Source organism: Alishewanella agri BL06 (genome assembly GCF_000272005.1).
GTDB classification, from domain to species: domain Bacteria; phylum Pseudomonadota; class Gammaproteobacteria; order Enterobacterales; family Alteromonadaceae; genus Alishewanella; species Alishewanella agri.
This window is the reverse complement of sequence record NZ_AKKU01000011.1, coordinates 144,986-158,810: the sequence shown is the minus strand read 5'-3', so window position 1 is coordinate 158,810 and position 13,825 is coordinate 144,986. Positions and strand designations below refer to the sequence as shown.

The window sequence follows — 13,825 nt, the reverse complement described above, 5'->3', positions numbered from 1 at the left end:
CGCAGCTAATTACTGCGGCGTTTTTTATTCAGTGTTATGAGAGTCATATTTTTGTTATAAAAAATCAGTATGTTAAGGTTGTTGTACTCCGGTTTGAACGCTGCAACGTCTGGAATAGAGCATCCGGTGGCAAGCACACCGTACAACTTTGACGGGACACGCTGTGAATACATCCCTGTACGCTTGCATTTTTCATCCCTGAAAAATACATTCCCTTACAAAGTGCACGGAATGCTTACCACCTCGTTCACGATCGTGCTACCACCAGTATTTTCAGAAAGTATGCATGACATCCAGCGAGCTTCGATTGAAGATTGCGGTTGCTGTAGTTGCTTAGCGAGGCGGTAAATGCAGAGTACACTTTTCTGGGGACGTCTTTGGCATGGATTCCAAAGAGACAAATTCGTCGGGAACGAATTTGAACAGCGCTTGCGCTGGCCCGCAGGGTAAACTTCAGGATGAAGTTTATAATCCCCCAGGGATGGGTTCACGGCGTGCCCCAGGAAAGTTGTACGGCGCGTTTAGCCGCCGGATGCTCATATATCGACTCTGCAGCGTCCAGACTAGCGCAGCGCCCTTAGCAGGGTAGTAATTTTCTCCACCGGCTTCAAGGATCACATCCCTGTGCCCTTTCAGCCTCCGCAGCATCCCTGCTGCTGTTACGAAAATTCTACCGCAGCTAAGGGCTTAACTAATATCGGTGAGGCATGACGACTCGCCCGTCCGACAATGTGGTTTCAGCAGTAGGCATTTTTAAAATTATCGAGATTGAAGCAGGATCTGCATGACAAACGAAGTAATGAACGAACCGATACATAACAACTTCTGGAGCATCTTCCGGATTTTCCTGGTACTGGGCCTAACCTCCTTCGGCGGGCCGGTAGCGCATCTTGGTTATTTTCGTACCGAGTTTGTTGAAAAACGTAAATGGCTGACTGAACGCGACTATGCTGAACTGGTGGCGTTATGCCAGTTCTTACCCGGCCCGGCCAGTAGCCAGGTTGGTTTAGCGCTTGGTTTATTACGTGGTCGCTATCGCGGTGCGCTGGCTGCCTGGCTTGGTTTTACGCTGCCATCGGCTGGGGTTTTGATTGCGTTTAGCCTAAGTTTGGCGATTTTACAAAGCCCGCTGTTGCAGGGTGCCTTGCAGGGCTTAAAGCTGGTGGCGGTTGCTGTGGTCGCTCATGCGGTTTGGGGGATGGCAAAAAGTTTATGTAATACGGTGCCAAAAGTCAGCATTATGGCGCTAAGTGCGGTGTTGTTGCTGTTATTTCCGGTTATCTGGTTGCAACCTGTGGTAATCCTGCTTGGCGCGCTGCTTGGTTATTTTCTGTTAAAGCAGGAAGCAGCCGCTGCGGCCTCTGCCTTACCTCTTAGTGTGTCGAGTACGGCAGCCAAGGCTTACGGTCTGTTATTTCTGGTCTTGTTATTCGGTTTACCGCTCGTGGCGCAGCTCTATCCCGGTACTGTTGTCACACTGTTCGATATTTTCTACCGCGCTGGTGCGCTGGTGTTTGGCGGGGGGCATGTGGTGTTGCCACTGTTACAGGCCGAAGTGGTGCCAACAGATCTCGTCAGTGCTGATAACTTTATTGCCGGTTATGCGGCAGCGCAGGCGGTACCCGGCCCCTTGTTTACCTTTGCCGCTTTTTTAGGTGCCGCCAGTAATGGTGAACTAAGCGGTGTTTGGGGTGGGGTAGTGGCGCTGCTGGCCATCTTTTTGCCGTCTTTTCTGGTATTGGCTGCGGTGCTGCCGTACTGGCAGAAACTGCGCGCTTCTAATAACGTCAGTCGCTTAATGGCCGGCGTGGGGGCCAGTGTCACCGGCATTTTGCTGTCAGCGCTATATCAGCCAATCTGGCAAAGTAGTGTGTTCGGAGCCACTGATTTTGCGCTGGCACTGCTGGGTTTTATTGCGCTGCAATTCTGGCGCCTGCCAGCCTGGTTACTGGTGCTGGCTGGCGCCCTGATTGGTATGGTAAGGGTGCTGTAGAGCCCCTTAGTTACTGCTTTAGAATCTCATCGACACTACCCTGTGCCAGTGGGTGATAACCTGGCCGCGCCTGTTGATAGACCTTACGGGCGAAGGCCAGGCCATCCGGCGCTTTGGCCAGCTCGCGGTACAGTGGCAGGATCAGTTTGCGCCGCCCGATGCTAATCAGATAGCGCTCTAATGCCGGTAGCACTTCGCGATAGCCGGTTTTTAGGGCTAACAGATACCAGGCGTGGGCAATTTCGCTATTGGTCGATTGCGTCAGGTTAAAGCCATTATCCAGCTGCTGTAACTGGCCGGGGCTAATACTCAGCGGCAGGTTATTGATAAAATACAGCCACTCGTGCACTGTCCAGTCTGCCGTCGGCAGCTCATCCAGGGTGTGTAAACCTGATAACCAGGCATTGCTATGTTGTTGTACCCTGACAAAGGCATCTGATTGCGGGTTGGGGGCTGTTGCCGGTAAACCCCGGCCATGGATCCATTCCTGCACTTCGGCGGCACTGACTTTGCCGGGATGCTTATCCAGCAAATTCGCTGTTAAGTAAGCCTCAAAGGCGGCCGTGGTGATACTTTGAAAGGCATGGTCATCGAAGTATTTTCTGACGAAAGGATCAAAGACCTCACGGCCAAAGCGGCTTTCCAGAAACATCAGAAACAGTTGTCCCTTGGTATAGGGCACGCCACTAAAAGCATCATCCGGATCGCGGCCCTTCAGATCGAGGTAGAGCCGGCTATCGTCCGGATCCAGACTGGCCAATTCTTGCTTTAGATCCTGCACCGCCAGGGCCTGCTCCATGATGGCGCGATCGGTGCCAAACACCTGCTCCATAATGCGGTTTTCGACATAAGAGGTAAAGCCCTCGTTTAACCACAGATCCTGCCAGGTAGCGTTGGTGACCAGATTGCCGGACCAGGAATGCGCCAGCTCGTGGGCAATCAGATTGACCAGGCTGCCATCGCCAGCGACTACGGTCGGCGTAATAAAAGACAGCACCGGGTTTTCCATGCCGCCAAACGGAAAGCTGGGCGGTAAGATCAGTAAATCATAACGGCCCCAGCGATAGTCACCGTACAGCTGTTCAGTCACATCAATCATCTGTTGCGTGCTGGCGAACTCTTTGGCGGCGGCCTCCAGAATATAAGCTTCGGCATAAACGCCGGTTTGCGCACTCATGGCTTTAAATTCGAGATCGCCGACGGCGATGGCCAGCAAATAGGGCGGGATCGCCTGTGGCATCGTAAAGCGGTAATCGCCACTGCGCGCTGCGCCGGGAGCGGTTGGCGCACTCATTACCGCCAGCAGGTCTTTATCGGTTTGAATGCGGGCACTATAAGTCAGGCGTACCGCGGGTGTATCCTGAATCGGGATCCAGCTTCTGGCGTGAATCGCCTGATTCTGGCTAAACATAAAGGGTTGCGTTTTCGCCGCGGTTTGTTCTTTGCTCAGCCATTGCAAGCCTGAGGCCTGCGGTTGCGATTGATAGTGAATACGTAGCGTATCGGCCTGAAAGCCTGGCTCTATCGTCAGCTTACTGCCAAGCACCGGCTCAGCGGCGGCCAGACTAAAGGGCACTTTACGCCACTGACCATCAGCGCGGCGGGCATACACCTGTTTGATGATTAAGTCCCGGGTATCGAGATAAACCGTATTCGCCGTTTGGTTTTGCCAGTTTAGGCTCAGATCGGCAAAACCGGTCAGGGCTTTTTGTTCAAAATCGACCGCCAAATCCAGATAGAGATGGCTGACTTTCACATCCTGTAAATTGGCGTAGGTATAGGCATCATCGGCGGCCTGAGTCAGACCCGCGCCGAGCAGTAGTGCGCACAGCGCGGAAGCGCGTGCAGCAGAGAGTACAGAAGATAGCGCAGAAAAACGCAGTAACATAGCAAACCTTATTCTTATTCAGCTAAAGTACAGTCAACAAGGTATGTAATAGTCGCACTTATGTAAAGGGAAGAACCATCATGCTGAGATTAACCACCGCTTTTAGTCTGTTAGTTGCTGCTGCCAGCGTCACGGCCAGTCCATTACCTGATTTCCCGTTTATCAATGTTACCGGTCAGGCGACGTTGGAAGTGGCCCCCGACAAAGCTCAGATCCGCTTTGTCTTGCGCCAGACCGGAGCGACGGCCGAACAGGCAACCCGGGCGGTCTACCGGCAGGGCGAAAGTTTGCTGAAGTTTTTGCAAGCGCAAGGCTTAACTGAGAAGGCACTGGATGCGGCGCAAATCAATAAAGAAGCGCTGTATAAAGACTACCAGGACAGAACCATCACCGGCTATGAAGCCAGTCAGCCGATCACCCTGACACTGACGAATTTGGAGCAGTATGTGACGGTAATGGATTATCTGTTTACCCAGCCACAGATTTTTTCTATTCACAGCAGCTTTGATCACAGCAAACGCGAGGAATTTGAACTGACGCTAAGTGAAAAAGCCGGCGCGGATGCCCGTGCCCGAGCCAACCGCTTAGCCGCGGCGCAAGGCGTAAAGCTCAGCTCCGTATTTGCCATCACCGAGAACGCCGGTTTCGGTAATCTGGCCGGTGATTTTGGCTTTGGCGGTGGCCAGGTAAGTTATGGCCGGATGGAGAAAATGAGTGCTGACAGCGGCATGGCCGGGGCCTTATTAGCGCCGAAGCAGATTACGTTGCAAAAAAGCGTGAATGTCATTTATAAGCTCAATCCTTAAGCCATATCAAGTTAGCGCTAAGCAGTAAGATCCTCAGCTGCTATGCTTTAAGCAGGCAAGTAGGGGGCTATTAATGGTCGAAGCAAAAGCGTTTCAGATTTGGGTTGAAAACAGGGTGGTTCTGGCTTGTATCCGTGGCTGCTGGGATCGTTTTGCGGCTGAGGATTATAGCCGGGCTTTTAAGGCTGCCGCCAGCAGGCTTACCGGTCAGCCTTGGGTGCATATCGTGTATCTGGATGACTGGCAGTTGGGTACGCCCGATATTGAGCCGATAGTGCAGGAACTGGTGACCTGGTGTTTGCATAATGGCCTGGTGCTGACGGCTCAGGTGTATTGTCCGCACAGCGTAAAGCGCTACCAACTGGACAAGATGATTATTGAGAAAACCCTGACCTTTGAACGCCGCGTATATGCTGACCAACAACAAGCATTTAACTGGCTGGCCGAGCGAGGTTTCCCGGTTATTGATTCTTCATTTCAACGCTGTTCCTGACGCTTAACTATCTTAACAACATCTAATCCCGACTCCGGTATGCTTGTCGTAGCGGAGTCGTCACCTGCGATCTCAGTTCTGGCACTAAAGCGGACGCTAAACCGCACTCCGACTTCGGTATGCTTGTCGTACCGGAGTCGTCACCTGCGATCTCAGATCTGGCACTAAAGCAGACCTTAAACCACGCTCCGACTCCGGTATGCTTGTCGTACCGGAGTCGAACGGTGTAACGCGTCGATAAGCGCTGATGCAGTTGCCTTAGCAAGTTGGTATAATCTTCGCCCTACTATCCTGCTGCTGTGCTTGCTAAAGGTCCCGTTTAATGTCGCAACCCCTGATTGATCGTCCGCTGCGCGGCATTATCGCTATGCTGCTGGCGGTGGCGTTTTTTTCGGCGATGGATGCCGGTATGAAAGCCTTGACTGCTTACCATAGCCCGATGCAAATCACCGCGCTGCGTGGCGCCTTAGCCTGGCCACTGGTAGTCATTTGGTTATGCAGCAGTGGTGCCATTAAGCAGATCTTGCAAACCCGCTGGTCGCTGCATCTGCTGCGCGCAGCGCTCGGAATTACTATGCTTTGGGCCTTTGTGTTTAGCTTGCAAACGCTGGCACTGGCCGATGCTTATGCCATTTTCTTTGCTGCGCCCTTTATTATTACCCTGCTGTCGGCCTGGTGGCTGAAAGAGTATGTGGCACCGCGGCAGTATCTGGTGTTGGTGATTGGCCTGGCGGCGGTGTGTTATATGTTAAAACCGGATGCCGGGCAGTGGCTAAGTTTAGGGGCTTTAGCGGCACTGTTGGCGGCCTGTTGCTATGCGGTGTCGGCGATTACGGTGCGGGTGCTGGCGCGCTCAGACAGCGCTGCCAATATGGTGTTCTGGCTGATGACCTTTTTAACCCTGGGTGCCACAGCGCTGGCATTGCCGAACTGGCAGCCGTTACAAGCGCAGCTATGGCCGGTCTATCTGCTGATTGGTGTCTGTGGCTTTCTGGGGCAAATTACGATTACCGAAGCCTTTCGCATTGCGCCGGCGGCAATAGTCGCGCCCTTTGAGTATACGGCGCTGCTGTGGGGCATTGGCTTTGATATTGCGTTATGGCAACTGTATCCGGGGCGCAGTGTTTTGCTCGGTGCCACTGTGATTATGCTCTGTGGTTTGTATCTGCTGTGGCAGCAAAGGCGCGGTCATTAGCTTACCAACATCAGCGCCACAAGCCCAGCTTATCGCCGGCACTCAGTTTTCGTTGCAGCAGCTGCAGTGTTTGCTGTTGCCCGTCTGAACGGTCATTTAACCAATGCACAAAAACCCCAACGAACAGCGCGCTTAGCGCCAGTTCCTGACCAATTCGCGCCAGGCCACTGGCACTAAGTGCTGCTGCTTCACGCAGCCACTGTACCGTCGCGCTGATCCTAAGCAGCGCCGCTGCCTGCAGATGAACATGACCCGGTTCCAGCTTATACAGCAACATTTGCCCGGTTTGCTGTTGATAAGGGGCCAGAGCATTAAGCCAGCTGCTAATGGCCAGATATAAGCGCTCGCTTGCTGACCGCCCCTGATAGCAGTGGCTTAGCATCTGTTGATCGGCACGATCAAACCAGGCGTCGGCCAGCTGATCTTTGGTGCTGATCTGCTGATAGAGCGCACTGAGCGGACAGTTGAGGGCTGAGGCGATATCGCATAGCCGCAATTGCTCCCAACTGCTGGCCGTAGCCAGCTGTAAGGCGGTGTCGAGGATTTGTGCTTTAGTGAGGGCTTCCATTGGTCGCTTTGGCTCCGGCTTAAATACTCGGTTAAGTATAGTGGTGCCGGGCGAAAAAACGCCGGCAACAGCGTGAAATCTGTGCCGGCGTTTGATTAGAGCGTGCTGCGTTTGTATGCAGCACTAATGCTTACAACCCCAACTTGGTTGGCATGGCTGGCGCCTGCCGGTGGTCTTGCGGTGGATTGGCTTTTAACTGCTGCAGCGTGTGTTCAATTGCACGCTCCAACTGTACATCGATGCCGCGGTTAACGGCTATCGGATCCAGCTCTACCTCGATATCCGGCGCCACCCCTTCGTTCTCTACCCGCCATTCGCCATCCGGCGTATAGAAGCGGAAATAGGGCACCACATGGAAGCCGCCATCGATCATCGCTGGATTCGCCGAAATACCAATCAGACCACCCCAGGTACGGGTACCTATGGTTTTGCCCAGGCCCAACCGTTTAAAGGCCCAGGGCAGGAAGTCGCCGCCTGAGCCGGCATCCTGGTCAATTAGCATGGTTTTCGGGCCATAGATTCCGGCACCCGGCGTAGTAAAGCCGGCACCGGCCCGATCTTTCCAGCCAGCCAGGAAGGGCCGGGCCAGAATTTCGGTTATATAGTTCGCCGCCTGACCGCCGCCATTTTTCCGCTCATCAATAATCAGCGCCGGCTTTTCGGTTTGCGCAAAGAACATCCGGTTAAAGAAGTAGAAACCGCCATCGGCCGTGTTTGGCAGGTAAACATAGGCAACCTGGCCCTGGGTCTTTTCTTCCACCCGTTTACGATTGTTTTCTACCCAATGCCAGAGTCTTAGCTGACTTTCATCGGTCACGGGCTCTACAGTAATATCGCGTTTGTTACGGCCACGCACATCGTCGGCCAGTGTCAGGCGAACTTGCTTGCCGGCCGTATTATCTAACAACTGATAGATATTTTGCGCAGCAGTGAGCTCGACACCGTTAATGGCCAGCAGGTAATCACCGGCCTTGGCACTGGCGCCAGGCGTCGCCAGCGGCGCGCGCAGGAAGGGGCTCCAGCGATCGCCCTGATATACAGTTTGGATTCGGTAGCGATTATTATCAATTGCAAAATCGGCACCCAGTAAGCCAACACCCGTCGCAGCGGCCTGGTATACATCGCCGCCACCAATCCGGTTATGGCCAACCTGTAGCTCGGCAATCATCTCGACCAGCACGTCGTTCAGATCTTCACGGCGCTGCACATGCGCCAGCATCGGCTGATACTTATCGTAAATACCTTGCCAGTTAATACCATGCAGTGCCGGATCATAGAAGTAATCGCGTTGCATCCGCCAGGCATCATCAAAGATTTGCTGCCATTCCACAGCCGGATCGATAAAGCTACGCACCTGACTAAGATCCAGGGTTTTAGGTTCAGGCTTGGCGACCGCATCAGCCAGTTGCAGCCGGTTCGGTAAACTGACCAGTAACAATTTTTTGCCATCACTGCTCAGCTCGTAGTCATTCAGCCCTTGCTGAACTAACGTTGCTTTACGCTCTGTAAAATCAAAGCGATACAAGCTGGCGCTATTACGGTTATCGTTGCCTGGTGGCTCGTTACTGGCACCGCTTTGTGGCAGCTCCAGATAGAACAGGGCACCATCACTGGCAACTTCCAGTCGCCTATAATTGCGCTCAGCCACTGGCAAGCCAACAATGCGATCCTGAATGCCGTTAAAATCCAGCTGTACCGGTTTAACCACAGCGGCTTTGTCATCGGTATCGGTTTTGGCTGCAGCTTTTTTCGGGCTTTCTTCGTCGCTGCGAGGCAACAACGGCGACTTGCCGTTAGCGGCAAGCACTGCAGCATAAAGCGCTGAGCGCACCGGCCGTTCCCGGGTAGACAGATCCAAACCTACCTGCGCCGGCCCCGTATTTACAGACGCAGCAAAATACAGATAATCCTGGCTAAACACCGGGCTGGTGGCATGGCTTAAGCCATCGGTTAACTGTTGACTGCGTTGCAGCGTAAAGTCATAGATCTTGATTTGGCTAAAGTAATTTTCGCCCACTGTGGTATAAGCCAGATAGCGGCTATCCGGTGAAAAACTGACGCTAAAATTCTGCCGGCGTAATGACGTATCCAGCTTGGCTTCGCGTTTGCGCTTTAAATCATAAGCATACAAATTCAGGTTACTGTCCTGATAGACCAGCACATTGGCATCCGGTGACCAGCTCAGCAGGTTGTAGTAACCGCTGCTACCAAGAGCAATAGTGGTTGCCTGGCTGCTGCCATCCTGATTGCTGATCACCAGCTGATGCTGGTTACCCTGATCAGAAATATAGGCCACTTTGCTGCCGTCCGGGCTCCAGTGCGCGTCGAATTCCCGCACGCCCGCACTTTGCGTCAGATTACGTGTCGAACCCTCTTTGGCCGGTACGGTAAAGATATCACCGCGGGCACTAACCAGAATTCGCTGGCCGGTGGCAGATAAACGGGCTGAAGTCAGGGTTTTAGTGGCATCTTTCCACTGCGGCCGCCGTTGTTCCGATTGGGTATTAAGTTGCACCACCAATTGCTGACTCTGGCCGCTGGTCAGATCCAGCTGGTATAAATAGCCCCCGGCCTCATACACTACCTGATTATCAAAACCGGCTGCCGAGCGGATATCCCAATCCCGCAGTGTGGTTAACTGTTCTACCTGCTGGTTGCGATAGCGGAACAGATTAACCGCCTGATTATCGCGATCGGATAAAAAATACACCTCATTATTTAACCAGAACGGGTTCAGGTTATTGGCATTGGGTTGTGGCACTTTTTCCAGCTTTTCTTGTTCCAGATCGAGGATCCAGATCGGCGGCGTACTGCCACCACGATGTAGCCGCCAGCCACTACTGCCGCTATAAGCCAGATTATTTGGCCGGTAGGCCAGCTTCTTACCATCCGCCGATAACTCACCTTCAAAAGCCACGGCTGGCATCAGTTTTTGTTCATAACCGCCGCTTACTGCGACCTGATATAGCTGATTACTGCGACTATTGGCTACCTCACGGTTTGAAGCAAACAACACCTTGCTGCCATCAGGGCTCCAGCCGTTGACGGTATCGGCACCGGGGTGCCAGGTCAGGCGCTTCGCGGCGCCACCCGTAGCAGGTATCACGTAAACGTCGGTGTTATTATCATAGGCTGCTGAAAAAGCGATCCAGTTACCGTCGGGTGAAAATTTTGGCGCAAACTCAGCTGCCGGATGGCTGGTCAGTTGTCGCGGTGCTGAGCCATCGCGGTTGGCAATCCAAAGATCACCACCGTACACAAACACCAGCTGATTGGCGGAGATATCAGGTTGACGTAACAGCCGGCTGCCTTCACTGGCCAAAGCATTGCCACATAAGACAAGCGAGCAGCACAGCGCCAGATAAGATCGAGCGTGCATAAGCAATTCCTTCGTTTTTGGTTTAGTTGTTATCTTAATCGCTTTATCTTAGCCAGAAATCTCGCTGCTTAACACCTGTTGCCGCTCATCTTCGGTCAGAATGCCGGTTAGCAGCGTTTTGCGGCGTAACCGGCGCATACTTTCGCTATCTTCCAGCAGGGCATGGCGAAACAGCTCCGGTTGGTCGAGCTGGGTCAGCATGCTGTACCAGCGAATATAGCCCCAGTGTTTAATCAGACCACTTTGGTAGCGCAGTTCCAACTTTTCCAATAAAGGTAGGGCCAGGTCTGGTTGAGCCAGCAGTTTTTCGGCGATAAGCTGATGCAGAGCAAGCAGTTGTTGGTCATTGTGCTGTTGCGCCCGGCTGGGCGGGCGACGGGAACGGCGACCGTTTAAAGATCGCATTGGCCGTTGACACAACGTTGGCGACGAGCGGCCCAAAACTGGTAAGCCTTGTTGGCCAGGGTATTAACCAGTGGCAGGCTTAACAGCCAGGGTAAAAAGCGCAGGCCGGCGGTGCGCCAGTAATAGAGCGTAGCGGGTAGGGCGGTGAGATAACGTTCGCCATCCCAGAGGTGAATTTCGGCCATCATCTGGCTACGACTGACGCCGGCAAAACCGGTAAAATCAGGCTTACTGATATCAACCAGTTCGATTTTGCCGCGCAGTTTCGGCCCCAGCCAGTTAATTTCATGCCGGCAAAGCCTGCAGCTGCCATCAAAAAACAGTTTTTTATTCAAAGCAGTAGAGTTGTAATTAGTAAGCGACATAAAACCCCAGATGACACAGCACCACCACAGTCGTCAGCTGATTACGCAGACTACGGTAAGGTGCTGTATAGCGCAGATTGACGCCGCTGATTATTTCATAGCAACGTAAACCAGCAAAGAGTGCTGCCAAAATCAGCACGCTATAGGCTGGTAACAGCGCTAATGCCAGAATGGCCAACACCGGAAAACTCACCGCCCACAAAGCACGGCTTGCCGGCTCCGGCGATTGATACAGCACAGGCCAGAGCACGCCGGCCATAAAACCTAAAATCAGACAGCTGTAGAATTGGAATAACAACATCGCCTGTGCCGGCGCCATTAACGGCCAGAGCAGGCTGCAGAGTGGTAATAGTATAAAAGGGAGTAATCCCGCATAACCCAGAGGCGTAATCATCGACATTAAATATAAATCCTGTGATGTCGCTTTTACGCCCCGGATAGCGGCAGGGATCAGACCATACGCTGCTTATTAATCACGGTTTTACCAATCGGGGCCACCGCCAAACCGGCCAGTTTCAGATGCTGTAAACCAAACGGGATACCAATAATAGTGACAAAGCAGACAATGGCATGAAATAAGTGCCCGATCGCCAGCCAGATCCCGAAAAATACAAACCAGATAATATTACCCAGGGTGCCAAAGGCACCGGTGCCAATGTCGTCGACTTTATTCAGATAACGCCGATTGATCACATCCTGACCAAAGGGCCAGAACGCCAGTTCACCCATCACAAAGCAAGCGCGGCCAAAGGGGATGCCGATAATACTGATAAAACAAAGCAGACCAATTAGCCACCAGGCCAACCCCATCACAAAGCCACCCAAAATAAACCAGAAGAAGTTAAAAATTAATCGTAACACGCTCATTTGTTTTTCCTTTTTGCTGTTGCGAAAGTCACTATGGAATTTGCTGTTATGCTGATGCCAATTCTATGCCATATTTTAAATGTTTGTTATTTAACAGAAATAAATTTTATGTCGGCGAAGCATTAGTCAGGTTCACCATAATATAGTCATTTTTCGATCCCAGTGTTGCGGTTTACTACGGCTGATCTATAATAATTTACTGTACCAACTGGTCGGTTTTTTGCTGTGGCTACAGCGGCCTCAAACCGGCCTCGGCACGGGAGCTTATCCTTGAATAAAAAATCTCAACTTACTAACAGTCAAATCATTCAGGCCGCACTCAGTGTTGCCGCTGAAAAAGGCGCCGGTAAAGTGACGCTGGATGCGGTTGCCAAAGCCGCTGGTGTCAGTAAAGGTGGTTTGATTTATCACTTCCCCAGTAAAGAGGCGTTAATTAGTGCCATGGTGCAACAGTTGATAGAGGAAGCTGAGTGCCAGCGTAGCTTGCAAGAGCGCACAGAAAGCTCGACCTTGGCAGCGGTATTGCAAACCCGCGCCCACTTTACCCGGCAGATTGCCGGTAATACCGCGATGGCGATTCTGGCCGCGGCCGCAGAGCAGCCTGCCTTGTTACAACCGGTGCAGCAACACAATAAGGATGTAATGCAGCAAATTCAGGCTGAACATGGCAATGCACTGCAGGCAACCTTGCTGTTACTGGCCAGTGAAGCCCTGATTTATCACGATTTACTTAATTTATCCCCTTTTACCGCAGCAGAGCGCAGCGCGCTGGAACAACAATTAGTGCAACAGGCACGGGAGCTACAAGTATGAAGATGGCATTTAAATCACCCTGCTGGGTTTTGAGTTTCGTGATTGGTTTAAGCGCCTGCTCAGACGCGACGCCACCTGCCACTGTGATAGTACCGACAGTAAAGCTCTATACCATTAATGGCGAAGAGCAAGCCAATAGCCGGCATTTTGTCGGGCGTATAGATGCGGTCAGTACAGTGGATCTGGCGTTTCAGGTCGGTGGCCGGGTAACCGAATTACCGGTGCAGCAAGGACAAGTCGTGCCTGCCGGAGAATTACTGGCCGCATTGGACCCGGCAGACTATCAATTGGCCGTCGAGCAGGCTGAAGTGCAGTTGGCGCAAGCCAGTCGTGATCTGGAGCGTGGCAAACCCTTGCGTGAGCAAGGTATTTTAACGCCATCAGCCTTTGATCAGTTGCAGACCAACTACGAAATTGCCCGGGTGGCGCTGGAAAATGCCCGCCGTAATCTGGACTACACCCAACTTAAAGCGCCCTTTGATGCGCTGGTTACCCGCAGGCTGGTCGAGCGTTTTGCCACTGTTGCTGCCGGTACGCCATTGTTACGAGTGCAAAATATTACCGAATTGCGTGTACATATTAACGTGCCGGAACAGATTATGCGCCAGGTCAGGGATACCAGTGACTATCTGGTTTCAGTGCGGTTATCAGAAGCTGCCAGCGAACGCTATCCTCTGGCTTACCGTGAACATGCCACTGAAGTTGATCCCTTAACTCAGACTTATCAGGTCTCGTTTGCGATGCCACGTTTGCCGGATGTTAATTTATTGCCCGGTATGACGGTGAATGTGGTGACCGAAAAAGTTGCCACTAACAGCACCGTCCTTATTCCGGTCTCGGCACTGGATACCGCGACACCGGAACAATTTTATGTCTGGCGCTATCAGCCCGAAACCCAAACTGTGCAGCGCATTGCCGTACAGGTTGGCACGGTGCGTGAGCAACAGATTGAAGTGCTCAGTGGCTTGAATCGTGGCGAGCAGGTGGTTTCTGCCGGGATTTATCAGTTACAGCCCGGGCAGCAGGTGCAGCCCTTTGTGGCCTACTAAGGAG

The 13,825-nt window shown here is 52.5% G+C and carries 13 protein-coding genes; 6 read left to right on the top strand and 7 right to left on the bottom strand.

Features of this window, described 5'->3' with window-relative positions; genetic code table 11:
- Positions 1-784 precede the first annotated feature (784 nt).
- On the top strand, positions 785-1,993 hold the full coding sequence (chrA, locus tag AGRI_RS05275; RefSeq protein WP_008983961.1) for a chromate efflux transporter: 1,209 nt from the start codon (positions 785-787) through the stop codon (positions 1,991-1,993).
- A gap of 10 nt (positions 1,994-2,003) precedes the next feature.
- On the opposite strand, the gene AGRI_RS05270 is transcribed toward chrA, so the two are convergent.
- Positions 2,004-3,881, bottom strand: a complete 1,878-nt coding sequence (locus tag AGRI_RS05270; RefSeq protein WP_008983960.1) for a M1 family metallopeptidase — start codon at positions 3,879-3,881, stop codon at positions 2,004-2,006.
- Positions 3,882-3,961: 80 nt separating this feature from the next.
- Between AGRI_RS05270 and AGRI_RS05265 the strand changes: the two genes are divergently transcribed.
- The 3 genes from AGRI_RS05265 to AGRI_RS05255 all read left to right on the top strand — a co-directional run bounded on the left by AGRI_RS05265 (position 3,962) and on the right by AGRI_RS05255 (position 6,375).
- On the top strand, positions 3,962-4,687 hold the full coding sequence (locus tag AGRI_RS05265; RefSeq protein ID WP_008983959.1) for an SIMPL domain-containing protein: 726 nt from the start codon (positions 3,962-3,964) through the stop codon (positions 4,685-4,687).
- Between the two features lie 73 nt (positions 4,688-4,760).
- The gene (locus AGRI_RS05260) at positions 4,761-5,180 is read left to right on the top strand and encodes a hypothetical protein (protein WP_008983958.1); all 420 of its coding nucleotides are present in this window, start codon (positions 4,761-4,763) and stop codon (positions 5,178-5,180) included.
- Between the two features lie 322 nt (positions 5,181-5,502).
- On the top strand, positions 5,503-6,375 hold the full coding sequence (locus AGRI_RS05255) for a DMT family transporter (protein ID WP_008983957.1): 873 nt from the start codon (positions 5,503-5,505) through the stop codon (positions 6,373-6,375).
- 10 nt (positions 6,376-6,385) lie between these two features.
- Here AGRI_RS05255 and AGRI_RS05250 read toward each other — a convergent pair whose 3' ends face one another.
- From AGRI_RS05250 to AGRI_RS05225, 6 genes are all read right to left on the bottom strand, one after another.
- The gene (locus AGRI_RS05250) at positions 6,386-6,943 is read right to left on the bottom strand and encodes a TetR/AcrR family transcriptional regulator (RefSeq protein WP_008983956.1); all 558 of its coding nucleotides are present in this window, start codon (positions 6,941-6,943) and stop codon (positions 6,386-6,388) included.
- Positions 6,944-7,073: 130 nt separating this feature from the next.
- On the bottom strand, positions 7,074-10,322 hold the full coding sequence (locus tag AGRI_RS05245) for a S41 family peptidase (RefSeq protein WP_008983955.1): 3,249 nt from the start codon (positions 10,320-10,322) through the stop codon (positions 7,074-7,076).
- Positions 10,323-10,370: 48 nt separating this feature from the next.
- Positions 10,371-10,727, bottom strand: coding sequence for a hypothetical protein (locus AGRI_RS05240; RefSeq protein WP_008983954.1), 357 nt, complete (start codon positions 10,725-10,727; stop codon positions 10,371-10,373).
- Positions 10,715-11,092: a thiol-disulfide oxidoreductase DCC family protein gene (locus AGRI_RS05235; protein ID WP_008983953.1), complete on the bottom strand. Its 378-nt coding sequence runs from the start codon at positions 11,090-11,092 to the stop codon at positions 10,715-10,717. Before AGRI_RS05235 ends, AGRI_RS05240 begins: the two co-directional genes overlap by 13 nt.
- On the bottom strand, positions 11,079-11,492 hold the full coding sequence (locus AGRI_RS05230; RefSeq protein WP_008983952.1) for a DUF3429 domain-containing protein: 414 nt from the start codon (positions 11,490-11,492) through the stop codon (positions 11,079-11,081). Before AGRI_RS05230 ends, AGRI_RS05235 begins: the two co-directional genes overlap by 14 nt.
- A 50-nt stretch (positions 11,493-11,542) precedes the next feature.
- A complete protein-coding gene (locus AGRI_RS05225; RefSeq protein WP_008983951.1) occupies positions 11,543-11,959 on the bottom strand; it encodes a YccF domain-containing protein in 417 nt (138 codons plus the stop codon).
- A 270-nt stretch (positions 11,960-12,229) separates the two neighbouring features.
- Here AGRI_RS05225 and AGRI_RS05220 point away from each other — a divergent pair, with 270 nt between their 5' ends.
- Both AGRI_RS05220 and AGRI_RS05215 read left to right on the top strand, forming a co-directional pair.
- On the top strand, positions 12,230-12,772 hold the full coding sequence (locus tag AGRI_RS05220; protein ID WP_008983950.1) for a TetR/AcrR family transcriptional regulator: 543 nt from the start codon (positions 12,230-12,232) through the stop codon (positions 12,770-12,772).
- Positions 12,769-13,821: an efflux RND transporter periplasmic adaptor subunit gene (locus AGRI_RS05215; protein ID WP_008983949.1), complete on the top strand. Its 1,053-nt coding sequence runs from the start codon at positions 12,769-12,771 to the stop codon at positions 13,819-13,821. Before AGRI_RS05220 ends, AGRI_RS05215 begins: the two co-directional genes overlap by 4 nt.
- The last annotated feature ends 4 nt before the right edge of the window (positions 13,822-13,825 follow it).